The sequence below is a fragment of the uncultured Cohaesibacter sp. genome (genome assembly GCF_963556055.3).
GTDB lineage: Bacteria > Pseudomonadota > Alphaproteobacteria > Rhizobiales > Cohaesibacteraceae > Cohaesibacter.
In genome coordinates, this window is record NZ_CAUVYE020000012.1 from 310,962 (window position 1) to 334,409 (window position 23,448).

Annotated in this window: 24 protein-coding genes and 2 riboswitches; all 24 genes read right to left on the bottom strand. The window is 54.9% G+C overall.

What is annotated here, in order from left to right:
- Window positions 1-136: 136 nt before the first annotated feature.
- Window positions 137-787 (bottom strand): ABC transporter ATP-binding protein, encoded by a 651-nt coding sequence (locus ACHZB8_RS07855; RefSeq protein ID WP_316859696.1) that lies wholly within the window; start codon window positions 785-787, stop codon window positions 137-139.
- The gene (gene cbiQ, locus ACHZB8_RS07860; RefSeq protein WP_316859697.1) at window positions 771-1,595 is read right to left on the bottom strand and encodes a cobalt ECF transporter T component CbiQ; all 825 of its coding nucleotides are present in this window, start codon (window positions 1,593-1,595) and stop codon (window positions 771-773) included. Before cbiQ ends, ACHZB8_RS07855 begins: the two co-directional genes overlap by 17 nt.
- Complete coding sequence (locus ACHZB8_RS07865) at window positions 1,592-2,296, bottom strand: cobalt ABC transporter permease (RefSeq protein WP_316859698.1); 705 nt, start codon at window positions 2,294-2,296, stop codon at window positions 1,592-1,594. Before ACHZB8_RS07865 ends, cbiQ begins: the two co-directional genes overlap by 4 nt.
- Window positions 2,293-2,916 carry a cobalt transporter CbiM gene (gene cbiM / locus ACHZB8_RS07870; RefSeq protein ID WP_316859699.1) on the bottom strand — a complete coding sequence of 208 codons (624 nt, stop codon included), beginning with the start codon at window positions 2,914-2,916 and terminating at the stop codon, window positions 2,293-2,295. Before cbiM ends, ACHZB8_RS07865 begins: the two co-directional genes overlap by 4 nt.
- 29 nt (window positions 2,917-2,945) lie before the next feature.
- Window positions 2,946-3,737, bottom strand: coding sequence for a DUF4198 domain-containing protein (locus ACHZB8_RS07875; protein ID WP_316859700.1), 792 nt, complete (start codon window positions 3,735-3,737; stop codon window positions 2,946-2,948).
- A 168-nt stretch (window positions 3,738-3,905) separates the two neighbouring features.
- Window positions 3,906-4,133, bottom strand: a riboswitch (cobalamin riboswitch).
- A gap of 110 nt (window positions 4,134-4,243) precedes the next feature.
- Complete coding sequence (gene cobO / locus ACHZB8_RS07880; RefSeq protein ID WP_316859701.1) at window positions 4,244-4,855, bottom strand: cob(I)yrinic acid a,c-diamide adenosyltransferase; 612 nt, start codon at window positions 4,853-4,855, stop codon at window positions 4,244-4,246.
- A gap of 16 nt (window positions 4,856-4,871) precedes the next feature.
- Window positions 4,872-8,669: a cobaltochelatase subunit CobN gene (gene cobN / locus ACHZB8_RS07885; RefSeq protein WP_316859702.1), complete on the bottom strand. Its 3,798-nt coding sequence runs from the start codon at window positions 8,667-8,669 to the stop codon at window positions 4,872-4,874.
- 49 nt (window positions 8,670-8,718) lie between these two features.
- On the bottom strand, window positions 8,719-9,831 hold the full coding sequence (gene cobW / locus ACHZB8_RS07890) for a cobalamin biosynthesis protein CobW (RefSeq protein ID WP_316859703.1): 1,113 nt from the start codon (window positions 9,829-9,831) through the stop codon (window positions 8,719-8,721).
- Window positions 9,832-9,844: 13 nt separating this feature from the next.
- Window positions 9,845-10,249, bottom strand: a complete 405-nt coding sequence (locus ACHZB8_RS07895) for a DUF1636 domain-containing protein (protein ID WP_316859704.1) — start codon at window positions 10,247-10,249, stop codon at window positions 9,845-9,847.
- A gap of 125 nt (window positions 10,250-10,374) precedes the next feature.
- Window positions 10,375-10,586: riboswitch (cobalamin riboswitch) on the bottom strand.
- A 116-nt stretch (window positions 10,587-10,702) separates the two neighbouring features.
- A complete protein-coding gene (locus ACHZB8_RS07900; protein ID WP_316859705.1) occupies window positions 10,703-12,379 on the bottom strand; it encodes a thiamine pyrophosphate-binding protein in 1,677 nt (558 codons plus the stop codon).
- A gap of 148 nt (window positions 12,380-12,527) precedes the next feature.
- Window positions 12,528-13,493 (bottom strand): glutathione S-transferase family protein, encoded by a 966-nt coding sequence (locus ACHZB8_RS07905; protein ID WP_316859706.1) that lies wholly within the window; start codon window positions 13,491-13,493, stop codon window positions 12,528-12,530.
- 29 nt (window positions 13,494-13,522) lie between these two features.
- A complete protein-coding gene (ygiD, locus tag ACHZB8_RS07910) occupies window positions 13,523-14,347 on the bottom strand; it encodes a 4,5-DOPA dioxygenase extradiol (RefSeq protein ID WP_316859707.1) in 825 nt (274 codons plus the stop codon).
- Between the two features lie 115 nt (window positions 14,348-14,462).
- Window positions 14,463-15,359: a LysR family transcriptional regulator gene (locus tag ACHZB8_RS07915; protein ID WP_316859708.1), complete on the bottom strand. Its 897-nt coding sequence runs from the start codon at window positions 15,357-15,359 to the stop codon at window positions 14,463-14,465.
- Between the two features lie 211 nt (window positions 15,360-15,570).
- A complete protein-coding gene (gene nifM / locus ACHZB8_RS07920; protein WP_316859709.1) occupies window positions 15,571-16,419 on the bottom strand; it encodes a nitrogen fixation protein NifM in 849 nt (282 codons plus the stop codon).
- Window positions 16,416-16,910: a nitrogen fixation protein NifZ gene (locus ACHZB8_RS07925; RefSeq protein WP_316859710.1), complete on the bottom strand. Its 495-nt coding sequence runs from the start codon at window positions 16,908-16,910 to the stop codon at window positions 16,416-16,418. Before ACHZB8_RS07925 ends, nifM begins: the two co-directional genes overlap by 4 nt.
- On the bottom strand, window positions 16,907-17,224 hold the full coding sequence (gene nifW / locus ACHZB8_RS07930) for a nitrogenase-stabilizing/protective protein NifW (protein ID WP_316859711.1): 318 nt from the start codon (window positions 17,222-17,224) through the stop codon (window positions 16,907-16,909). Before nifW ends, ACHZB8_RS07925 begins: the two co-directional genes overlap by 4 nt.
- 57 nt (window positions 17,225-17,281) lie before the next feature.
- The gene (nifV, locus tag ACHZB8_RS07935) at window positions 17,282-18,439 is read right to left on the bottom strand and encodes a homocitrate synthase (protein ID WP_316859712.1); all 1,158 of its coding nucleotides are present in this window, start codon (window positions 18,437-18,439) and stop codon (window positions 17,282-17,284) included.
- Between the two features lie 28 nt (window positions 18,440-18,467).
- The gene (locus ACHZB8_RS07940; protein WP_316859713.1) at window positions 18,468-18,791 is read right to left on the bottom strand and encodes an iron-sulfur cluster assembly accessory protein; all 324 of its coding nucleotides are present in this window, start codon (window positions 18,789-18,791) and stop codon (window positions 18,468-18,470) included.
- A 298-nt stretch (window positions 18,792-19,089) separates the two neighbouring features.
- Entirely contained in the window at window positions 19,090-19,431 is a 342-nt protein-coding gene (gene fdxB / locus ACHZB8_RS07945; protein WP_316859714.1) for a ferredoxin III, nif-specific, read from the bottom strand.
- Between the two features lie 13 nt (window positions 19,432-19,444).
- Window positions 19,445-19,657 carry a CCE_0567 family metalloprotein gene (locus tag ACHZB8_RS07950; RefSeq protein ID WP_316859715.1) on the bottom strand — a complete coding sequence of 71 codons (213 nt, stop codon included), beginning with the start codon at window positions 19,655-19,657 and terminating at the stop codon, window positions 19,445-19,447.
- A gap of 9 nt (window positions 19,658-19,666) precedes the next feature.
- On the bottom strand, window positions 19,667-20,143 hold the full coding sequence (locus ACHZB8_RS07955; protein WP_316859716.1) for a NifX-associated nitrogen fixation protein: 477 nt from the start codon (window positions 20,141-20,143) through the stop codon (window positions 19,667-19,669).
- 7 nt (window positions 20,144-20,150) lie between these two features.
- Complete coding sequence (locus ACHZB8_RS07960) at window positions 20,151-20,645, bottom strand: NifB/NifX family molybdenum-iron cluster-binding protein (RefSeq protein ID WP_316859717.1); 495 nt, start codon at window positions 20,643-20,645, stop codon at window positions 20,151-20,153.
- Complete coding sequence (gene nifN, locus ACHZB8_RS07965) at window positions 20,599-22,017, bottom strand: nitrogenase iron-molybdenum cofactor biosynthesis protein NifN (protein WP_316859718.1); 1,419 nt, start codon at window positions 22,015-22,017, stop codon at window positions 20,599-20,601. Before nifN ends, ACHZB8_RS07960 begins: the two co-directional genes overlap by 47 nt.
- 5 nt (window positions 22,018-22,022) lie before the next feature.
- On the bottom strand, window positions 22,023-23,426 hold the full coding sequence (gene nifE / locus ACHZB8_RS07970) for a nitrogenase iron-molybdenum cofactor biosynthesis protein NifE (RefSeq protein ID WP_316859719.1): 1,404 nt from the start codon (window positions 23,424-23,426) through the stop codon (window positions 22,023-22,025).
- Between the last annotated feature and the right edge of the window lie 22 nt (window positions 23,427-23,448).

A 23,448-nucleotide genomic window follows, 5' to 3' on the forward strand; every position in this document is an offset into this window, starting at 1 on the left:
GGATGGTCCTATCAATCCTGCAGGCCAGACTTGGTCTCCTGATTGGATCGACCTCACTGACATGTTTTCAAGCTCTCTTCAGGGAGAGCACTGCGGTTGAGAAAAAGACTCTTTTCTCGTTTCGAAAGAGGAAGGGCTAACTCACCACTATGCCGTCTTTCATTGAAATCACTCTGGTTGTGACAGCCTCCCGAAAGGCACGATCATGACTGACAAGCAGCATCGTCTGTGGCAGCCCGATCAATATCTCGATCAGCCTCTCGCGGGTGTCTTCATCCAAATCGTTGGTTGGTTCGTCAAGCAACAGGATCTCCGGCCGCATGGCCAGAACCGTTGCCAGAGAAACCAATCTCTTCTGGCCACCGGACAATTTGTGTGTGACGCGATCACGCAGGGCAGTCAGCTTCAAAACGTCAAGAATCTCGTCCACGATCTTCATGGCGTCGGCTTTGCCATAGCCCAGATTGAGCGGGCCGAAAGCGATGTCCTCGGCCACTGTGGGGCAAAAGAGCTGATCGTCGGCATCCTGAAAGACCAATCCGATCCGGCGCCGTAACAGTTTGAAATCCTCTTCTGTCTGAAATTCCCGACCGAATGCGACTATCGAGCCTGATGTGGCCTTGTTCAAGCCGACCATAAGGTGAAGCAGAGTGCTCTTGCCTGCTCCGTTGGCACCAACCAGTCCGAGTCTCTCGCCAGTCTGCAAACAGAAAGACACGCCGTTCAGACAGCTTGGCTGGCCGTAATAGCCGAAATGGACGTCCCTCAATTCAAACAATGGCGACATCAAGGACCTCCAATGTCAGCATTGCCACCATGACGGCAGCAGCAATTGCTGAAAAGACATAGTCACTGCGTGAATAGTCAAACTCCTGCAACAAATGAAACTGTCCGTTGAAACCACGGCATTTCATCGCCTTCATGATGCGCTCAGAGCGTTCGAAGGAGCGGATCAGCAGCATACCGACAAGATATCCGAAGGTGCGATAGGTGTGCCAACTGTTGGACGGGGAAAAGGCCCTGCATTTCATGGCTGTGCGCAGTCTCCGATATTCGTCATGCAGAATCTCGATATAGCGGATGGTGAAGAGCAGCAGATGAACCAGTCTTTCAGGGACATGGATACGGGCCAGCGCGTGGCCGAAGGTTGCCGGATCAAGGGTTCCCAGAAGCGTCAGGGATGCCATGACGATGGCATTGGCTCGCAACAGCACGACAACTGCCTGATGGACGCCTTCATAGCTGGCAGAAAAGCCCCAGATGCTGAACAACTCGACACCGGGCGTGGTGAAGGGCAGCATCACGAGAATGAAGATGATGAAACTGTCCATCATCGCAACCCGCTTGACCGATGCCCAGAATTGCAATTGGGCTTTGACCATCAAAATCAGCGAAAGCAGAAGCGAGAAAGCCAGAAGAGGCAGGCTGGTCAACTGAATGACACAGATGGAATAGGCAAAGATCACCAGAATGCGAACGCGGGGGTCAAGCCCCCGAATCCACGTCTGTGTGCTATGCGGATAGCTCCCCTCGCTCACCGAGGGTGCGCTGGCCGCTATCCTTGCCCGTCCGGCTTCTTCCAGCAAATCGCTCATTTTGTTTCTCCAGACGCAAGCTTGCCCTGTTTAAGCTTGCGATTGGCAGCAACATAGAAGCCAACACCAAACAATCCGATAATATATCCGATCCCACCCAGAACAGACTGCAAGTCATTCTTTTCCATATAGGCGGTCACGACTTTGCGCAGAGGTTTGGTTTCGGCACGCAAGGCTTTTGAAACCTCTGGCTTGAATTGTTTGAGTTGTGCGCTGACTTCCTCGGCAACAATCGCCTTGAGCATGGCAGGATCAACGCTTTGCATCTGCCCTTGCGGTTTGGCTGGCGCGGGCGCGCTTGCGTCAGAAGCAACCGGCTCGGATTTTTCGTCTGTTGCTGCTTGCTGGGGCTGGTCAGCGGCACCGGCTATCTCGGGCAGTTCATCCACTTCCATTCGATAGCTGGCAATGTGGCCAGCACCCAGATTGGAGCGAAAAATGTGAACGATCTTCTTTGTCGGTTTATATTGGAAAATACCATCCTCATCGGTGACGGTTTCACCAATTTTGTTATCATTCTCATCAAAGACTTCAACAACCGCATTCACCGCCATTTCCCCGTTGGAAAATCCGATTTCTCCTTCGATCACTTCCCCCTCGGCAAAGGCAGAAGCAATCACCTTGTGGGCATAGGCCGGCATTGCAAAGGTTGCAAACATGATGAGCAGGAGACCGGCGAAAAGCTCTTTAAAGTGTTTCACTTGGACACCTCTCGACTCATGACGCGAAGCAACTCGGGCTTCACTTTGTAAATCAGATAAATGGCTGCGGCAGAGAGCAGACCCTCAATGATCATGATGGGAATATGAGCAATGAAGACCAGCTTGGCCTGAGCAACCAGATTGTCCCCGGACAGGGCCAGAGCGAGCGCAACGCACAAAGTTGTCACCGCGACCGCCAGCCCACCAGCAATGCCACCAATGATCGCAGCGCCGATTGAAGAGCCGGACCGGATAATCAGCGGCTGGGCAATAAGGCCGACCAGCACAGCAGGTGCTGCGATGTTGAAAGTGTTGACACCGAGGACGGATATGCCGCCAAAGGCGAAAAAGACCGCCTGAAGCAGAAGCCCGACAAACAGGGCTGGGAAAGCAGCCCAGCCGAGAATAATCCCGGCCAGACCGTTTAAAATGAGATGCACACTGGAAACGCCAATGGGCACATGGATGAGTGAGGCGACAAAGAAACTGGCGCTTAGCACACCCGCAGCAGGAATCAATTCCATGTCGAGTTTGCGCAAGCCCATTGCCAGCCCACCGGCAGTCAATGCGGCTCCGGCAACAACCACTTCCGTTGCCAGTGCTCCGTCAACAATATGCATTGTGCGACCTCCCGGAGACGGGCGTCAAACTATTTGAGATCATAGGCTTTGATCCAAATAACTGCGTCCTGAGACAGTTCCTTGCCTTCATGCTCTTTCACCGGGCCAGAACCCAGAGCCGCAAAGCCCCAATATCCGGCTTTTGGAATACCGAAGGAGAAATATCCGTTTTCGTCAGACAGCGCGACAACAGAGCCGCCAGGAGCAGGTTCTGTTGTGGCTTCCTGCGGGATGTTTTTGTCCATGTCAGGCTCTGCTGCCATATATTCAACTTCAATTTCGGCACCAGCCACCGGCTTGCCTTCTGATAGGACACGCCCCGTGAAGGTCGAACCGGCCAGAATGTTGGTTGGTTTGTTGAGCGGCAGGATTTCCGTTGGCAGACCGGCAGGCTCGTCCCAACCGGTCGGAATGCCACCCTTGTTGAGATAGGCCTTGGTGATCTGCTGAATGTATATGTCTTCGCTGCCTTCAAAATAGGGAGCAGGCTGAACGACAACGATATAATCGCCGTTTCGTTTGAGCTTGATAGCTCCGTCATAGGCGGCGGCTTCGTTGCCCGTGCCTTTGAAGGTGATCGGCTTGAGGCTATCCATCAGGTCGATTTTCTTGCCTTTATGGATGGCAAAGAAGGCTTCTGGCGTGCCCATATCCATGACATGGCCATTCTCGAACGGATGCCAGAAGATGAGCTTCAGAGGCACGATTTCCGATTTTTCGAAATTGACTGTCGGCGTATAGACAAGCTGGAAATGCGCATTCGCAGCGCTTGAAGCAAGAAGAGCGGTTGCCACAAAGGCACCGGCCAGAAAGTTTTTCATATTTGTATCTCCGTTGGCTGACTCGATTGCGAGCCAATTTGGGAGACGCAAAGGGAATGAAGTTTTCGGCAGGCGATTTTTCGGTTTTATTGAACCCGGTACCGATCCATCTCTACCAAACGCACACCCCGGCGTCCTGTTTAGAGTTGCCACATTAGCCTAGAGTGCATCATGCGGCTGTCAGATGGCAGGTCTCCTGGCTCACGGGTCATTGTCGAACTTCCGAACCTTCCCAACGCTTGTTTGCGCCAGTGGCATATTTCGAAAGGCAACTCGCCGTTTACAGTTGCGGGGGCAGCCATGGCCTCAACTCCCTGATGGGTAAGCTTCACCATGTTCCCTTTTCATTTTCCCATCACGCCTGGAAGGGAAAAAACCATCAAACAGTTTTTGTCTAGGACCCTATTTTCCTCGTGTCAACCAGGAGGTAACGCGCACCAGACAAAAGCACCAGTTATCTTCAGATTTTTTGTCATATCTGATACTGGATCAATTTCGAGCTTCGCTCAATATTCAATTCCTTCCTGAGCCTTGATGCCGGATCGGAATGGATGTTTGATTAGTGTCATTTCGGTAACAAGATCCGCAATTTCAATCAGCTCGTCCTTTGCGTTGCGTCCGGTAATGACGACATGCGTATCCTCAGGTTTTTCCTCTTTCAGGAAGCGGGTGACCTCCTCAATCGGCAAATAATCGTATCGCAGGACAATGTTCAGCTCATCGAGCAGAACGAAACGGATATCAGGATCTAGAATGGCTTCCTTGGCCGCCGCCCAGGCCTTATGGGCGTTTTCGGTGTCCTTCTGCCGATTCTGCGTTTCCCAGGTAAAACCTTCGCCCATTGCCTTGATGGTGACCAGATCGGGAAACCGCTCAAGAAGTTTCTTCTCGCCGGACTCCCATCCGCCCTTGACGAACTGGATCACCGCGACCTTGTGGCCATGTCCGATTGAGCGGAAGGCCATGCCGAAAGCGGCGGTCGATTTGCCCTTGCCCTTGCCGGTATGAACGATGATCAGACCCTTTTCGATGGTCTTGGTCGCAAGGATCTTTTCTCTAGCCGCTTTCTTCTTTTTCATCTTTTCCGTATGGCGGGCATTTTGTTCGTCTTCAGTCATGTCCTTTTTCATGGGATCACCTTTCGTCATTGGTTTGGCTGAGGCGCTGGATCTCGGAGAGCCAGAAAGCCGCACTGTTGGATCTTGGGGTCCATAGCCCACGGTCGATGGCTTCAAGGAACCGCTCTACCATATCGTCGTAGGCAGGGCGGTTTTTGTCCTTGAGAAAGTCCGCCACCGTTTCATCCTCGATATAGGCTTGATAAAGCTGGTCGAAATGATGGTCGGACACCGAATTGGTGGTCGCTGCAAAAGCAAAAAGATAATCAAGGGTCGCGGCAACCTCGAACGCCCCCTTGTAGCCATGGCGCATGACGCCGGCGATCCATTTCGGGTTGGCCGCCCTGCCCCTGACAACGCGGGCGATTTCCTCGTCCAATGTGCGGATTACGGGACGTTCGGCACGGGAATGATCGTTGTGATAGATTTTCGGGGCACTGCCCTTGAAGGTCTCAACGCTTGCGGCAAGGCCACCCTCGAACTGGTAATAGTCGTCGGAGTCCAGCAAGTCATGCTCGCGGTTGTCCTGATTCTGGATGACGGCATCGACCCGTGACAGTCTTTTCTTGAGACTCTGGGCTGCCTTGTCACCATATTTGCCAGCGCCATAGGCATACCCACCCCAGGCAACAAAGGCATCGGCGAAGTCGGACCGCTTGTTCCAGATCTTCTCATCGATCAGGGCTTGCAGCCCGGCCCCATAGGCTCCGGGCATCGAGCCGAAAATCCGGAAGGTCGACTGACGCATTGCAAGATCGGGCTCCACACCTGTAGCTTCCGCCTCCTGCTGCTCGCGCCTTGCGCGGGCTGCGAGGGGATTTGCGTCCTCATCTTCCGGCAACTCGGCCACCTGACGCACGGCGCTGTCAAACAGATCGATCTGATGGGGGAAGGCATCGCGGAAGAACCCCGAAATACGCAAGGTCACATCGACGCGCGGGCGGCGCAGTTCGGACAAGGGGATGATCTCTATCCCCGTCACCCGACCCGATAGAGCCTCCCAGACGGGGCGCACACCAAGAAGGGCCAGCGCCTGAGCGATATCATCGCCGCCGGTACGCATGTTGGCCGTGCCCCAGCATGTCAGGACAATGGCCTGCAACCATTCGCCTTCATCCTGAAAATGCCGCTCTACCAGTCTTTGCGCGGAAAGCTCACCGATGGCCCATGCGGTTCTTGAAGGCACCGAGCGCACATCGACAGCAAAGAAATTGCGCCCTGTTGGCAGAACATCGGGCCGCCCCCTCGTCGGCGCACCAGAGGGGCCGGGTGGCACGAAACGGCCGTCAAGACCGGCAAGCAGATTGTTCCGCTCGTGCGGACCACACAACCCGATCGTCGGGCGCAAGTCTTCTTTGATCCAGTCAAGAACGGCTCTGGTCTTCTTGAATTCAGTTGGGCACCGGACTGTGCCAGCCACCAGTTTCTGCGCCAGCAACTCGATCCTCTCGACCGCATCACCACAATGCCGCCAGACACCGTTGGTCTGGTCGGCGAGCAGTGCCGGGCGCTCGCCATCCCATTTTTGTGAAAAATCGCAATCGAGCGGATCAAACGGAGACTTTTCCAGAAGCAAGCCCAGATCCAGACTGATCGCACGATGCAACGAGGCTTCGCCTTCACTTTCTCCGCGGGGAACGCGCGCGATGGCGACCAGAAGATCGATGAGATATCCACCCTGTGGCGATTGTCCGAGGATATGAAGACCGTCTCTTATCTGTAGTTCCTTCAAATCGCACAAGTGGGCGTCGAGCTGTTGCAGGGCGGTTTCATTGTCATCCTCACCGGCAACACCGGCATCCTTGTCAAGGCCGGTTCGGCTGGCGAGAAAACGGATCTCTTCCAGAAGCTTTGCGGATCGGCGCGGGTCGACCCCTTGGGCGGTGTAGAATTCATCGACCAGCGCCTCCAGTTCCTCCCCTGCTCCGTGGCTTTCGGCCCGCGTGAGGGGTGGCGTCAGGTGATCGATGATGACTGCGCCGGTGCGGCGTTTGGCCTGGCATCCTTCGCCGGGATCATTGACAATGAAGGGGTATAGATGCGGCAAAGGTCCAAGCACGGCTTCGGGATAGCAGGCGCTGTCAAGCGCCAACGCCTTGCCGGGCAACCATTCCAGATTGCCATGCTTGCCTGCATGGATCACGGCATGAATGCCAAACTCGGATCGCAGCCAGAAATAGAAGGCAAAATAATTGTGCGGCGGCACCAGATCCGGGTCGTGATAGGTATCCTTGGGATTGATATTGTAACCACGGGCAGGCTGAACGCCGACGGCAATGTTGCCATAGAGCAGGATTGCCAGTTGGAATGCGCCATTGCGCAGCATGGGATCACGGTCCGGTTCCCCCCAACGCTCGGTAACATCGCGTTGCACGGATTGAGGCAGGGTCGAGAAAAAGGCCTTGTAGCTTTCGAGGGGAAGCTGAACAGAGCTTTCCCGTTCGGCTTCGCCCAGAGCATTGGTCGGGCCTTTGAGGATTTCCTGCATCAGGTCATCGCCATCGGCGGGGCTGTTTTCAACATGATAGCCCCGTTTTTGCATCTCATGCATAAGCTCGGCGACAGATGCCGGACTATCAAGGCCAACCCCGTTGGCAATGCGGCTGTCCTTGTTGGGATAGTTTGCCAGAATGATCGCAAGCTTGCGCTTGTCACTGGCACTTTGGCGCAGTCTGACCCATGCGGCCGCGAGAGAGGCAACAAAACCGATGCGTCCCACATGCGGCACCAGCCGCACAGGCTTATATTCGGTCAGTTCATCGCGCTCGTCTTCCTGCTTGAAGGCGATGGTTCGGCTCAGGATACGTCCGTCAAGCTCTGGCAGCACCACATGCATCGCAAGATCGCGGGCAGACAGGCCACGCGGGCTTTCTTCCCATGCCTCGCGGCTGGATCCAGAAAGAATGACCTGTAGAACAGGGCAATCATATTGATCGAGCAGTGTCGGCGTTCCCGCTTCGCCTGCCTTTGACAAGGCAAAGGCGGTCGTATTGAGGATCACCGAAGGTTTGTAGATCGCCAGAACATCCTGAAGAAAGGCCGCAGCCTCGAAATCCTTGAGGCTCGGCAGAAAAATTGGCAGGGCATGAAGGCCAGCCTCAGACAAGTGATCGGCGAGCAACATGAGCGGTTCGGTCATCGCACTCTGCACATAGGAGCGATAAAAGAGAATTGGCACGACCGGACAATCAGCCTTTTGAGAGGCTGCTTTCTGATAGTCGGAAACCCCGTCCACACCGCTATAGCTTTTTGAGCCTCGCAAAATGCCAACGCGGGGGAGCGGCACCGGATGCGTGACACTCTGGGGCTCTCCCCTCAGCATGGCATCGGCAAATTGGAGCGCCAGCGCCATATTCTCCGCACCGCCCTCGACGCAATAACGCCAGAACTGACGCACATCGGAAAGGGGCTCACTGGACCAACTGGCCAGCTTTTCGTCCCATTTGTCGTCGCCCGGCATGACAAGAAGCTTGATGCCATAGCCGCGTGAAAGCCGTTTGAGCTGCTCAACGCCATAGGTCCAATATTCAACCCCGCCAAGCAGGCGCAGGATGATCAACCTGGCATGACGTGCCGTGCGTTCAATATAGATATCGACCGAATAGGGATGGGTTAGGGACATCACGTTGGCAAGGCGAAGGGAGCGAGTGCCACTCTCTTGCCGCCTGACCTCACCTTGCCGGGCAGCAGCAGAGAAAGCGGATAATTCGCTATCGGCAGCGGACAGAATGAGGATATCACCGGGGCTCTGCTCCAGATCAACGGCATCCTGTCCATCGTCAATGCGTCCCGCCTGCGGGGCTAGAATATGCATTTATTGGCCTTCATTCCCATGTCCGATTTTCTTTGGCTCGTCACCCCGGCTATGCAAGGCTTTTGCTTGCCAAGGCCTGATCGAAATCCTTGAGGCCAATGACGACAAGGCCGGTCCCCTCACCCGCAGAGCTATCATACCAGCATTCCACACGGCGACCGACAGCTTGCACGACGACGCGAGCCTTTTTACCGGCAATGGCAGCGTGACCCTTGACGCGCAGAATACCGGGAAGCTCCAGCGCTTCGGATACGGCTTGCCTGATCTCGTCCATCGAGCCAAATTCGCGCGGCTTCATGGAAATTGACAAAAAGTCGTCATGGTGATGATCGTGGTGATGGTGGTCATGATCGTGGTCGTGATCATCATCATCATGATCATGATCGTGGTCGTGGTCGTGATGGTGATGGTGATGATGGTCATGGGCTGCCTTGCGGCTTTCCATATCATCCTCTGCGCCGGACCCGAGCCCAAGCAGGATTGCTGCGGAGACCGAACCATTATGTGACTTGATCAGCTTGACCCCATTTCGGGCATGTTCGGCAATCTGTTTTTCAACGATGCTCATGCCATCTTCGTCAACCAAATCTGCCTTGGAGATCACGATCATGTCGGCGCATTTGAGCTGGTCGACAAACAACTCGTCAATGGGACTTTCATGATCGATGGAATCGTCCTGCTCACGCTGGCGAGCAATGGCCTCTTCGTTCTGGGCGTAATGGCCTTCGCTGAGCGCCACCGCGTCGGCAATGGTGATGACGCCATCAACGGTAACCGAGGCCCGCACACTCGGCCATTGGAAGGCCTGAACCAATGGCTGAGGCAAGGCAAGGCCGGATGTCTCGATCACAATATGCTCAGGGCGGGGGTCGCGCGCCAGCAGCATTTCCATAGTCGGCAGGAATTCGTCTGCGACCGTACAGCAAATGCAACCATTCTTCAGCTCGACCACATCCTCTTCGCCACAGTTGGGATTACCGCAGCTTGAGATCAGTTCCCCGTCAAACCCCATATCGCCAAATTCATTGACGATGAGCGCGATTTTCTTTTCACCTGCCTGCTCGATCAGGTTGCGAATGAGCGTTGTCTTGCCTGCTCCCAGAAAGCCGGTAACGACAGTTGCGGGGATTTTGCCATTGGTATTGCTGGATGGAAACGACATGATGAACCTCTGATTATTCATTATTGCAATTTTGGGAAATGGGGTGGAGACGCGCCAGCGTGTTCTTGCGAATATGCTCAGGCCTTTCGCGCCAGACAGGCAAGCCGTCCTCGGCATCGAGATAGCTTCTGACAAAGGCCACCATGTCGGCAACACGGTCGTCGCTGTCGTCAAGATCTCCCAGAACGAACTGATATTTGCCTTCAGCGCGCACGGCTGCTACGCAGCCTTTCTTGCAGCTGCTCATGCATTTGACCGGTTGCAAGTCAATCTGGTCAGCCAGTTGCGGATCATCCTTGAAGCGGGCCTTCAAGGCATCCAGCAGTTGGGCGCCGTCATTGCTTGTTTTTTCGATTGTGCCGGTTTGCACTGATGGCTTGTTGCAGGAGGTGCATATCTGCAAAACAGCCTTTGCCATTGATGATTCCTTTGTAACGCCCGGTCCTGTTGCCCGAATCCGTCATGAATTCAGGCATGCCCCGGCCAAAGGAATAAAAAAAGGTGCAAGCAAGCCGCTGCATCCCCCGATACACCCCGACCGGTCGTGAAACAGTTGCGGCTGGCAGGTCTCCTGGCTCGCGGTTTTGCGCCTTTCCCCCTTCCCGAACGGGCGTTCAGTGGTGATGGGTCAGGCAATCCGCTTACAGTTGCGGGGGCAGCCATGGTTTTGGCCCCGAGTTGGGTCGTCCGCACCATGTTCCCTTTTCATCTCCTTCAGTTTTGACCAAAGAAGAACCATCCGAACATCTCTTGTGCGTGATTGCCGGTAAGATGTCAATCGGCCTTACCATCTACCGATACTGATTTTAGGCGAACACCCGCTATACATCCAAGGTGCAAAGCGGGTGTCGGAATCACGGAATGTCCGGCTTCACTTGCGCTTGCCACGGCGCGGGCCATAATCGAGTTCTGCGGTTTTCGGTCCAAAGACCTTGAGGGTTTCAGGGGCATCGAACGGGTCAAGATGCAACTCCACGAAGCAGGCGCAATCGGCTGAATCGCAGGCCCTGAGGGCGTCCTGAAGCTCGCCCTCGGTGTGCACTGACGCGGTGAAGCTTTCGACATCTGGCGCAAAGACCTGCATCAGTCTGGTATAATCCCAGTTGGCAACATCATTGTAGATGGCATGCATGCCCTGAATATAGCGCTCGATCGTGTAGCCGCGATTGTTGAGGAGGAAAATCACCGGCTTGAGACCTTCTCGCAGAATGGTGGACAGTTCCTGAGCTGTCAGCTGAAAGGAGCCATCACCGATAATTAATATGTGACGTTTGTCCGGCTCTGCGAGCATTGTTCCCAAAAGGGCAGGAAGCGAGTAACCAATCGACCCCCACAGCATTTGAGAGACATAGTTTACGCCTTCAGGCAGCCGCACATCTGTAAGGGCGATATTGGAGGTGCCATTTTCTGCAAGGATAACATCCCCTTGCCGGAAATAGTCGCCGAGCATTGGCCAAAGGCGTGCCTGTGTCAGCGCTTTTTGCGGATCGGGAACAACGGTTGCGGGCGCAGGCACCGCCAGGCGCTGGTCTGTCCGAGGCTTTCTGCTGCCCAGTTGCACAATCTTTTGCAGAAGTTCATCCGCGGCAACGCCCTCGAACACTTCTCCATCGACGGTGCAACTGTGTGACCGGATGGAAACAAGACGTTCGGAAGGCATCTCATCGATGAACGCCACTGTGCTTGCCTCGACAAAACTCGGCTCGGTCATGATGAGGCAGTCGGATGGTTCGATTACGTCGCGCACCGGTTGGCCGGAGGCCGCACCTTGATAGATCCCGGCATAGAGCGGAGACGCTTCGCTCAGAATCGCCTTGCCGGAACGGAATGCGGCATAGGGAATCTGAAAGGCTTCGACCAGACCTGCAAGGCTGTCTTGATAACCGGAACGGTCCACATCCATGTCAACCAGTAGCGCGGGCCTTTTTGCTTCTTCAAGATGGTGCCGGATGCGATTTGCAGCCGCATCCAGCCGCTCGGCATCGCTTTTGGGCAAGCTCATATCAAGCGGCCGGTCCGGTGCCTCGATTTCCAGATAGGAGATATTTGACGGCAACTGGATGAGAACCGGTTGCCGCTCCAGCCAGCAAATTCGCAAGATCCTGTCGATTTCCATTGCGGCATTGACGGGTGTCAGGCGGGTCTGGGCAACGGTGAATTCCCTAATGCTGTTCATGACATTGTCGAAGTTGCCTTCGGCAAGCGTATGATGCACACGAAGCCGCTGTTCCATTGCATAAAGCGGTGGTGCACCGGAAATGAAAACAATCGGCACATGCTCGGCGCAGGCTCCGGCGACACCGCAAAGTGCTGAAAGATCGCCAACCCCATAGGTGGTGATCAAAGCCGATATCCGGTTGAGCCTTGCATACCCATCCGCCGCATAGGCAGAATTGAGTTCATTGCAGGTCCCCACAAATTCCAGCCCATCGACATCCTCGATCTGGTCCAGCATCTGAAGCGTAAAATCGCCCGGGACACCAAATACATGGCCAATGCCCATTTCCCTCAAACGCTGAAACAGATAATTGCCTATCGTCGTTTTCATCAATCATTCCCGATATTAAATGTTCACGCCGGGACCAAGCCCTTGCGGTCAAACAAAAAAGCCCGAAGGGATCATGACGATACCCTTCCGGCTTGTCCATAAGCATTTGACCGAAGGGCTTAGGTAAATCCAACAGGTTCAGTCAGCATCAACGAAGAGACGCAAGCAGCTGGTTGATGTGATCCGGCCCGGAGGGGCGAATGCCATTCGGATTGAGCGCCCTGATCGAATAATAACCGCGCGTGATATGGTCCATATTGACGGTGTCAATGACGCCGGGCAGACGCAGAATGCGTTCCATATAGGCCTGTAGACGCGGATAATCCTTGATCTGTTTACGGTTGGTCTTGAACAGCCCGTGATAGGCTGCATCAAAGCGGATCAAGGTCACAAAGGTGCGGATATCGGTTTCGGTAAATCGGTCGCCAAACAGATAGTCCTTTTTCAATTTCGATTCCAGCAGGTCAAGCATGTCGAAGACATCGTCTACCGCTTCGTCATGGGCTTGCTGGGTGGTGGCAAAACCGGCACGATAGACACCATTGTTGAGGTCTTCGTAAATCTGCTTGTTGAGCGCGTCGATTTCTGCCCCGATATCTTCAGGATAGAGCCTGATGTCCGAGGGCACCATATGTTCGAAGGCGGTGTCGAACATGCGCACGATATCGGCGCTCTCATTGTTGACCATGACATTTCGCTTCATGTCCCAAAGCACCGGCACGGTTGCTCGGCCCGTATAGTGCGGGTCGGCTCTGGTATAAAGCTCATGCAGGTGACCCGCCCCGAAGAGCGGGTCCTTATCCGCTCCCGGATAGCCGCCAAAGGCCCACCCCTGATCGGTCATGGTCGGATTGACGACTGTCACGGGAATGATTTCCTCAAGACCCTTGAGTTTCCGCGCGATCAGAGTGCGCGAGGCCCAAGGGCATATGAGTGCGACATAAAGCCGATAGCGTCCGGCTTCAGCCTTAAACCCGCCTTCCCCGGTGGGGCCGGGGCGGCCATCGGCAGTTATCCAGTTTCGGAAACCCGAAATCTGGCGGACAAAGCGCCCCTGCTCATCCGATTTCTGAACCGGTTGCCAGTCTTTGGTCCATTCTCCATTCACAAGCATCGCTATTCTCCTTACTCGCCTTGACCGCTTTACGCGCCATGAAAGATGAAAGACCGCATCGAAACCGATCCAAGATCGATGCTTTCGGTCATGAAGGTCAGATCATCCTTTTCGTCTGACGCACCAGCAATGGTCAGTGCGGGCAGATAGTGATCGAAGGTCGGGTGGGCCATGGTCAACAGGGACCCCAGCGCATCACGGTCAGTGAGAGCCTTGTGGTCGCGGTCACTGAGCTTGTTGGTGAACAGGGTGTCGAACTCGAGAGCGAAGTCCTGAGCCTTGCCACCCCAACGCATGGCCCGCAGATTATGCACGACGTTGCCCGAGCCCAGGATCAACACGCCTCGCTTGCGCAATTCGGCAAGGCTTTTGCCAATGCCCAAATGCCAGTCAAGCGGCTTTGTCATGTCGATGGAGAGCTGGAAGACGGGAACATCAGCTTCCGGAAAAAGGAATTTCAGAATGGTCCAGGCACCATGGTCGAGGCCCCAGCGGTCATCTTCCTGCGCGTGATGGCTGGCGAGCAGGGCGACCACATCGCGCGCCAGTTTCGGATCGCCATGGGCCGGATATTGCTGGGAAAACAGCTCATCAGGAAAGCCGTAAAAGTCATGGATGGTCTTGGGCATTTCGGACACATCAACCAGCGTGCTGCCACTTGTCATCCAGTGGGCAGAGACGACCAGAATGGCTTGCGGTCTTGGCAGGGATTTGCCAAGGTCGCTCCAGCTTCTGCTGTAGATGTTGTCTTCGATGGCATTCATCGGGTTGCCATGGCCCAGAAAGACCAAAGGCATTTTGTCGGACGCCTTGAGGCTGTCGCGAAGCTGCTGAAAAGAATGAGAGACGGTCATGATTTGCTCCAGTTCAATCAATCTGTTGAATTTCTGTGTTGGAGCTAATATGACCTCCCTTCAATTGGAATGAAATGGCGATTATATTGAATTACAATATCCATTTTGTTCTTAATCAGATCGGACAGTTTGTCTTGATGTCTTCAATGGTGAAATCGATCAAGGCCCTCACTTTCCGTGGCAATACCGTGCCTTCGAGATAGACGGCGCTCAGTGGGGACAGGCCACTGCTATAATCGCCAAACAATTGCACCAGCCGGCCGGTTGCCAGATCTCCGGACACGATGAAGCGGGGACAATTGGCCACCCCCTCACCTGTCACAGCCCAGTCGCGGGCAACCTTGGCACTATTGACCTGAAAGCGGCGCGGGATGGACAGGTCGCTCGTTTGGCCATTTTTCTCAAAGCTCCAACGATGCGGATCTTTGCGGTTGGTATCAATAATGCAGGCATGGCGAACAAGATCCTGTGGCACTTCGGGCGTACCGTGACGGCTGAGATAGTCTGGCGAAGCAACAACGCAGGAGCCAATATCGCCAAGCTTTCTCATCCTGAGGGATGAAACACTGGATGTGCCGATGCGGAAAGCCAGGTCGATGCCATCTCGAGCAAGATCGACATAGCTGTCGCTTAGCCGCAGATCGACACTCATCTCTGGATGTGGCTGCATGAAGCGGCGGATCATGTCGCTGATATAGATCTCACCAAAGGTAACCGGAGCGGAAACGCGAATGTGGCCAGACAGGCCCTTGGATTGCTCGCCGACCGCGCCGATAAGGTCATCCAGCTCATCCAGCAAGGCCGGAGCGCGCGCCAGAAGATCCTCCCCTGCCGGGGTCAGGCCGACTTTGCGCGTCGTCCGCTGCAACAGGCGTGCACCGATCCGCGTTTCCAGTTCAGCCACATATTTGGAAGTCAGCCGGTTCGAGATACCCATTCGCTCGGCGGCCTCCGTGAAAGAGCCGGTCTGAGCTGTCGCAACAAAGGCCTTCAAGCCATCAACAAGATCCATTGAGCCACCCTTTAAGAACAAATTGCGGATTATAATAACCGATATTCTTAAAAGCATGGAAAATCAAGAGAGCGTTCACTCGGAGCTCGGAGAGCCTGTCCCATGTTGCCCCGATGCATCAAAGAGACGGTGAAAGCGATTTGCTGCCTTTGCCGGATGCTAAGCCATGGCTAGCGCTGAGTGACAAACGCTGAGTGACAAGCAGAAGGTTTCAGCGTTTGCGGGCGGCCAGAAGGCCGCTGACAAACTCTCTTTGAGCCTTGGCTTTTCGGGCATTCTCTAGCGCATTTCGGATCTTGGGAGCCGCGCCCTCAAGGCTTGCTGTCTGCTGCGGATAGATCTGTTCGCAATGAAGGATGTGAAAGCCGGCTTCAGTCTCGACCACATCACTCACCGTCTCGGCCTTCATCTCGAACAGGACCTCTTCAAGCTCTGTAAACAGCTTGCCCCTTGGAACGCGCCCCAGAAGACCACCATTCATGGCCGTGGGACATTCGGAATGACGCAAGGCCATTTCGGAGAATTGCCTTGAAGAACCGTCAAGCTCTTGCAGGATTGCCCTGATACGTCTCTGCGCTTCCTCTCGGCTGTTTTCCTCAAGCTCTTCATTGACGGTAATCAGGATGTGGCGGGTCTGGCGCGTTTCGCCGATCGTGAATTTCTCGGGATGGGCATCGAAATAGTGCCTCACATCTTCATTTGTGACGACAGCGGCTCCCAATGCCACCTTTTCAAGGGTTGCATCAGCCTTCAGCTCTCGTTCGAGCGAGAGGCACAAGCTGTCTTCGTCAAGCGCATTGGCCGCAAGATCAGCGGTGAACTCGCCCCTGTCGGCGAAGCGCTCTGCAATGCCATGGAAGGCGCGGTCTATGACCTGATCTGGAATAACGACATCTCGAGCAACGGCGCTTTCAAGAACCAGTGTTTCAATCATCAGAGCCGTTTGCCCCTGTTCCAGAACGCTTGTCTTCTGGGCGGGTTCAAGCTCGGCAAAGCGGCACTGATATGTTGCAAGCGATGCCCGCATCAGGTGATAGGGCAGATTTGGCTCTTGCTTCATTCTGTTTCGTCCGATGTTGCTTCGAGCATTGGTTCAAGCAGTGCATCTTCTGGAACTTGCAATGTGCGTCCGGGGAAGCGGACATGATAGGCGACCGTGCCGAGCGCCTTCACCACCTCTTCGTCACGAACAACCTTGATCACTTCGCCCTCGTCACCGGCCCTTGCCACCACGTCTCCCTTGATGCCGAGCGGTATCCGCGCCTTGACCATTTCACCAAACTCGAACAGGCTTGGCGTCCAGGGAGCATCGACAGGGATAAGTTCCTTGTCCCGGCATCCAACGATGATGTCTTCCACCGTAAAGTGCACGGAATAGATAACCTGATCTTGCAGAAATGTGCCGATATCCCTGACAATCCCGGTCGAGCCACGGCGGATCAGAAAGGCACCACGGTTTTTGCCCGGAAAGGTTCCGTCATTGCGGACATTTCTGACCACTCGCACTTCGTCACCATAGTCATATCGCGGTGGGGGCGTCGACTCCATCATGACAGCAACAAATCCTCAAGGGGCACGAAGGTCGGTGCCTGAGTTTTGAAAACCTTGAAAACCTTCTCGGTCTGAGCATTGGAACGCACGAAATCCTGATAGGCCTCTCTGAGCTGACAGGTGTAGAAATCCCACCAGGACTGCCCTTCGACCGGATGCCTGTTTTTCGCTTCCAGATAGTCATGAAATCGCTGGAGAATATGCAGTCGATTGACCATGACCACACGGGGTTCATAGTCGATGTCGAAATAGTCCAGAAACTCCTCTGCACTGACAAGGTCCGACAGTTCTGCATCTATCTCTTCATTTCTCATGATATAGATCCTTTTTCTGGCATCCCGCTTTCGAGCCGAGAGCTGTCCGGGAATGCGCTAGTGGTTGGCACCGACAGGACTGCCCTTGCCCAACAACATTTCCTGATAGAGGCGCAATAGATCCTGTTGCAAGGGTGTTCGTTTGAAGGTTTCGGCAAAGCCGCGAATGTGGGAAAGAAGGGCCTTGGCTTCTGGCAAACTCATGGCGACGCCAAGTTCACCATAGACATGCAGGACGGCCTTGGTGCCGGAATGCTTGCCCAGCACCAAATCATGTTTGCGGCCAAGCCACTCGGGATCCACACCCTGATAGGTCTCCTTGTTTTTCATGAGCCCATCGACATGAATGCCGCTTTCATGTGTGAAGACCGTCGAACCAACGAGGCTCTTCTGGTGAGGAATCGGCCGCCCCGAAGCAACAGAGACCATTTGTGACAATGCATCAAAATGGCGGATATTGGTCCCGGTCCGCACATTGTGCAGCCGCTCGATGGCGGTGGCAAATTCTTCAAGCGATGCATTGCCCGCGCGTTCACCAAGGCCATTGACGGTGGTGTTGACATGGGTGGCACCACCCAACACCGCGGCCAGCGAATTGGCCGTGGCAAGGCCATAATCGTCATGGGCATGCATCTCAAGTTCCAAATCGCTGTTGGCCCTCAGCTTACGGAAGATTTCGGCCGTTCCGAAAGGCTCCAGGATTCCCACGGTGTCGGCGAAGCGGAAGCGTCTGGCCCCTGCTCTTTCGGCCACCTCGATGGCCTTGAGTACAAAATCAAGATCGGCGCGTGAGGAATCCTCGCCTCCCACCATTACGTCAAAGCCCTTGTCGAGAGCCTTGGGTACCATGGTGGCTATTTTCTCGAGCACATAGCCTCGGTGGCGTCCCAGCTTGTAACGGATCTGGCCATCCGACATGGGGATGGAGAGGTCAATAATGTCCACGCCAAGGCCGAGTGTGGCGTTAAGATCGGCGTCGCACATGCGACACCAGACGACATGACGAGCGTCAAGACCAAGCGAGGTAATCGCGCGGATGGTATCCCGCTCCGCCTCGCCCATAGCAGGAATGCCGATTTCAAGCTCCGGCACACCCGCCTCGACAAGGGCCGTCGCAATGCGGCACTTTTCCTCGTCCGTGAAGGCCACGCCTGCGGACTGTTCACCATCGCGCAATGTCGTGTCATCGATGATCACTTGCCGGATGTCATCCATCGTCCATTTCCTTTTTCGTCATTCCCAATCACGCAGCAAAGCTTTTGCCGCAAGCACACATTCCGGCAGTGTTCGGATTGGCAAAGGTGAAGCCGGAACCACTTTCCTTTTCTTCGAAATCGATGACGGTGCCGATGAGAATTTCAGCATTCTCCGGCACTACATAGAGATTGATGTCACCGCATTCGACGATGTGGTCATCATCCTCCGGGTTTTCGACCAGAGCGAGACGATATTTGATACCGGCACAGCCCATCATGTCTGCCTTGATCCTCAGGCCGGTCAGGGGCTTGTCCGCCTTCTCGATCAGGCCCTGCAATTTCTCTTTTGCATTTGGTGTCAGTGTCAGCATTGTTTCGCCCTCATGTTGGCTTTTCTCTCACCACATTCGCTTCATGACCATACTTAGCAAAAGCTATGCCAATGGCTGAGAAGGCTTGTTTTGCGCGGATTTTGGCCAGTTCCGAAGGTGCTCTCCATGACCATCGACAAAGTCTCGCGAGGCTTTGTCGTGAAAGCGACAATCCTGTCTGAAAGTTTTGTAAGGCTGCCATATCAACAAAAATGCCACTCCTTGAGAGTGGCATTTTTCCATCCGGGCACGTTCAATGTTCGCTCCATTACCCGAGCGACCTCCAATGGCCAAACGCTCACGCGGCTTCAACAGTCATGTGCGTGAAGCAGCCTTTGGGGCAGATTTTTGAACAGGCTTCGCAGCCGATGCAATCATCGCGGTCCTTCAATGTCATCACCATGCTGGTGTCGTCGGAAAACCCGTCATCATCGTCGTCATCACCGAACGGATCATCGTCATCGAAATCCTCTTCCTCGTCATCGAGATCAAGGCTTTCGCGCTCCACCAATTCGAATACATTGCGTGAGCAAACCCGGAAACAGCGGCCGCAGCCGATGCATTTCTTTGAGTCCAGTGCTTCCACAAACTGGGGCGTCCACTCACTGCCACCAAGGGTCAATCCGACAATTGCGGTCATATTTTCAGTCCTCTCAATTTGATGCCTGGGCTGCCTCATGGGCAGCTTCTGCGTCTTGCCATGCCTTGCAGGCGGCATAGGTTTCTTCTGCCAAAGCGGGTAGGTCTTCAAAGGCGGCTGGCAGGCGGTCCTCTACCAGATCATGCAATTCCATCGCTTTCTCTGAAGCGATCCGCTTGGCCTTCTTGACGGCCTTGCTCAAAGCTTTCAATTCTGCTTCATCCATTGCCGTCTCCTAGAGTGTCGCAACGTCACGATGGGATTCGATCAGCTCGGCAGCCTTGCTGATGATCTTTTCAGCCTCCTGCTGCATGTGATCGAGGGACTTGAAGCCGAAGCGGTGAACATCGCGCAAATTCTTGTCAAAAACGATCAGTTTGCCGACAGCAATGACGACACGGCCAAAGCCTTCATAGGTCAGATGAACAAGAGGCACGGCCATCAGTCCCGAACGGGCCTCGATGCTGGCTGACAGGGCGTTGTACCAGGCCTTTATGCGGGTCACGATATCTTCATCCGGATCACCGATCACCGGCAGCTGACGCTTGCGTTCTTTGGTCAGGATGTAGGGGTCGATGATTTCATGATGCCCGGACTTGTCCCAAATCCCGTAAGAGTCAACGGCTCTGATCTGTCTCAGCATTTCCGCGATGAAAGGTGCCTCCAATGCAGGATCTTCCTTTTCGACAACCAACTGGTCCCAATCACTCATAGCGTCCTCACTCGTTCCAACCTTCGTTTTCCATTTCGTCAAAGCGCTGCGCATCTCCGCGAATTCCCTTGACGGTTTCAAGAGCCCGAACCATCCAGAGTGGAGGCTCGTTTTTCAGGTCTTCCTGCAACTGGTTGAGTTGCTGCTTGATCGGCATGCCATCTGCCGTCTTGATCGGCTGAACGCCGATCTGCCTGATTTGTGCGATCGCGGCGGCTCCTACCGCCCGGCAATAGACCGCCGCACAGCCTTCAAGGGCATCAATCCGCACCTGTAGCTTGCCTTCTGCGCCATCCTTTTCAGCCTTTTCAAAGGCAATGGACTGATGGAAATGCACCTGCTCACCGGTCACCATGAAGATTGCAAGGCTTTCGCATGTGCCAAAATGCTGATCGATATGATGTTGATCGCTGGTAGCGAAGGCGATTTTCAGGGCGCACCCCAGAAAGTCGCGTTCAATGGTGCCGTCGACCAGAGTCAGCATGCGGGTTATCTGCCCCATAATGCTCCTCCTCCTTGTCCTGAACCTGAGCGTAAATCGACCGGTAGGGCTCGAGCATTCCTAACTCGGCCTCAAGCAACAGATTGGCCAGATCGAACAGCGTCTGGCGCGAGCCGCGATAGCCGATCCAGCAGCGGGATGCGGCTCCGAACCGGTCATATTGCGGAAAACCGGCGCGCAACAACGGCAATTCGAGCCGCTCGGCGCTTGCCGAGCAATGAGCATTGCCGATGATGAAGTCTGCGCGGCCTTCGGTTGCGAATGTCTCCAGTTCCTCAAGATCACCGATCTTGACCTTGTCACAGAAAATCTCCTTCAGGATCGGTGCATTGGACGGCGATATAGCAGCAACAAGCTCACATCCCGCGCCTGCAAGCAGATCACCCAAAGCCTTGAGCAAATCCGGATCTGCGGCAATGGCAGCCCGTCCCATGCCAAGATTGAAATGGGTGTCGAGCATTGCGTCCTGCAATTGCTGGCGCCGCCGCTCGATGCATTGTGGCACCGGCTTTGCCGATAGCTCATGCAGGGTCGTGATAAAGCGATCGACAGCATCAAGACCCATCAGGTGATCAAAATGGAAGTCCGGCACACCCGTGCGCTCATGCAACAGCGTGGCGGCCGGCTTCATGCTGGAGCCGATGACAATCGTCGCACAAGCCTTGTGCAGGATTTCGAAATCGCCTGCGCAGGTGCCGCCGGTCGTCAGCGGATTGTAATCCCTCTCATTGAGATGTCCGTCAAGACTGGTGGAAAGATCCGGCAGCACAAGAGGGATCAGGCCAAAGGCTTCGACCATTTCCTTGATCTCTTCGATATCAGCTGGCGTCAGAGAGGCATTGACCAATATGTTGATCTGTTTGTTGGTGGCGACACCGCCCTTGGTCTCAGCCTCGGGCACGAGACGATTGATCATTTCAGTGACGGCTTTGGCAAAGCCGGTCTCAAGCGAGCCCGCATAGTCGGGCGTTTCCACCGGCACAACGGAGGTCTTGAAGCAATCAGGATGCTGTTTACGGAAAACGGTCACCGCGCCGCTGACATCCGAGCCTTGGGTCTCTGAAAGACCGGTAGTGGGCAGACCGATGAGATCGGGCTGAAATTTGTCACAAAGCGTCTTGAGACCCTCGATGACATTTTCACCCGACCCCATGATGGTGCTGACCTGATCCATCGCCGTGGTTTGAAGCGCGACGGGCTCGCGGAAATGGCCGATCAGATAGATCTTGCCGTAAGCGGTGCAGCCTTGCGCGCCATGGATCATGGCGATGGCGTTGCGGATGCCAAGAAAGGCCAGAGAAGCACCAAGGGTGCTGCTTGCCTTGAGTGGGCTGACCGACAGGGCTTTGTTGCGCTTGATAATCTCTGCCATGGTCCCTACTCCGCTGCCTCTGTGTTGATGCTTTTGTGCCATGGCGCCGGATCTCGGACCGCCTTCCAGATCGGGCTTTCAATCGCCTGCAAGATCTGTTCGGCAAAGGTGATCATGCCGTCGTAGCCCGCATAGGCGAGTTCACGTTCCTGATTGATATGAAGAAAGGGAATGCGGGCCTTGAGCGCGGTATACATGTTGCGGCCACCTGCGATCAGAATGTCGGTATTGGTGTCAGCCACCATGTCAATAAGAGCGCGCGGCCCCTGGCTTTCGTCGAGCATGGCGGTTTTCTCGCCCATCAACTCGCGGATCCGGGCCTTGTCGGCCTCCGTCGACTTGCGGGTTGAGGTGGCAACGACCTCCATACCCAAATCCTGAAGGGCGGAAATCACGGACCAGGCCTTGACACCGCCAGTGTAAAGCAGCGCCCTTTTGCCCTCGAGACGAGCCCGGAACGGCTCGAGCGCACTGTAAATCCGTTTTTCCTCGCGCTCGATCAGGGCTTCGGTGCGCTCCGTGAGGGAGGGATCATTGATCAGGCGAGCAAAATCGCGCAAGGCCTGCCCCATATCGCGGATGCCGTAGAAACTGCCCTCGAACCATGGCGTGCCAAAGCCCTCTTGCAGTTTGCGGGCGACATTTATCATAGCCTTGGAACAGACCATCATGTTGGCCTCGGACCGGTGCATGGTCTGCACCTCGCGGAAGCGCGCGTCACCTGACAAAGATCCAAGAACACGTAGGCCCAATTCATCAAACAAGGGCAACACATGCCACAGCTCGCCCGCGATGTTATATTCGCCGATCAGCGCGATATCATGTATGGTGATACCATCTCGCTGAAGATGGTCAGGCACGGGATCGGGCTCTCTGGTACCGATCACATGGCGGACCATCCCGTTGCCAGCGATGCGGTTGCCCAGATTTTTGGTACCATAGAAACCGGCAGCATCGACCGGCACCACCGGGGTTCCCCATCTCTCCTCAGCCGCTCTGCAAACCGCCTCGATGTCATCGCCAATAAGCGCGGGCACGCAGGTGTTGTAAACGAAGACCGCTTCAGGATGATGGGTGTCAATGGCCTGCTTGATGGAATGGAACAGACGCTTTTCACCGCGCCCCATGATCACATCCTGTTCAGTCAGGTCTGTTGTCAGGCCGAGCTTGTAGAGCTTTGAGCCGGAAGAAAAACTGCCCCGATTGTCCCAGGCACTACCAGCGCAGGCGATGGAGCCATGAACGATGTGGGCGACGTCGGCAATCGGAAGAAGGGCTATTTGAGCGCCGTCGAAACAACAGCCTCCCGCCGCAGCCCCCGGCTTTGGTCGGGCACATCCGGATTTCGATTTGTTGTTATGCTCACATGCAGGCTCGTCGAGGAGCGCAGCTATTTCACTTTGTTTCATCGAAGGCAACCTTGCTCGGATC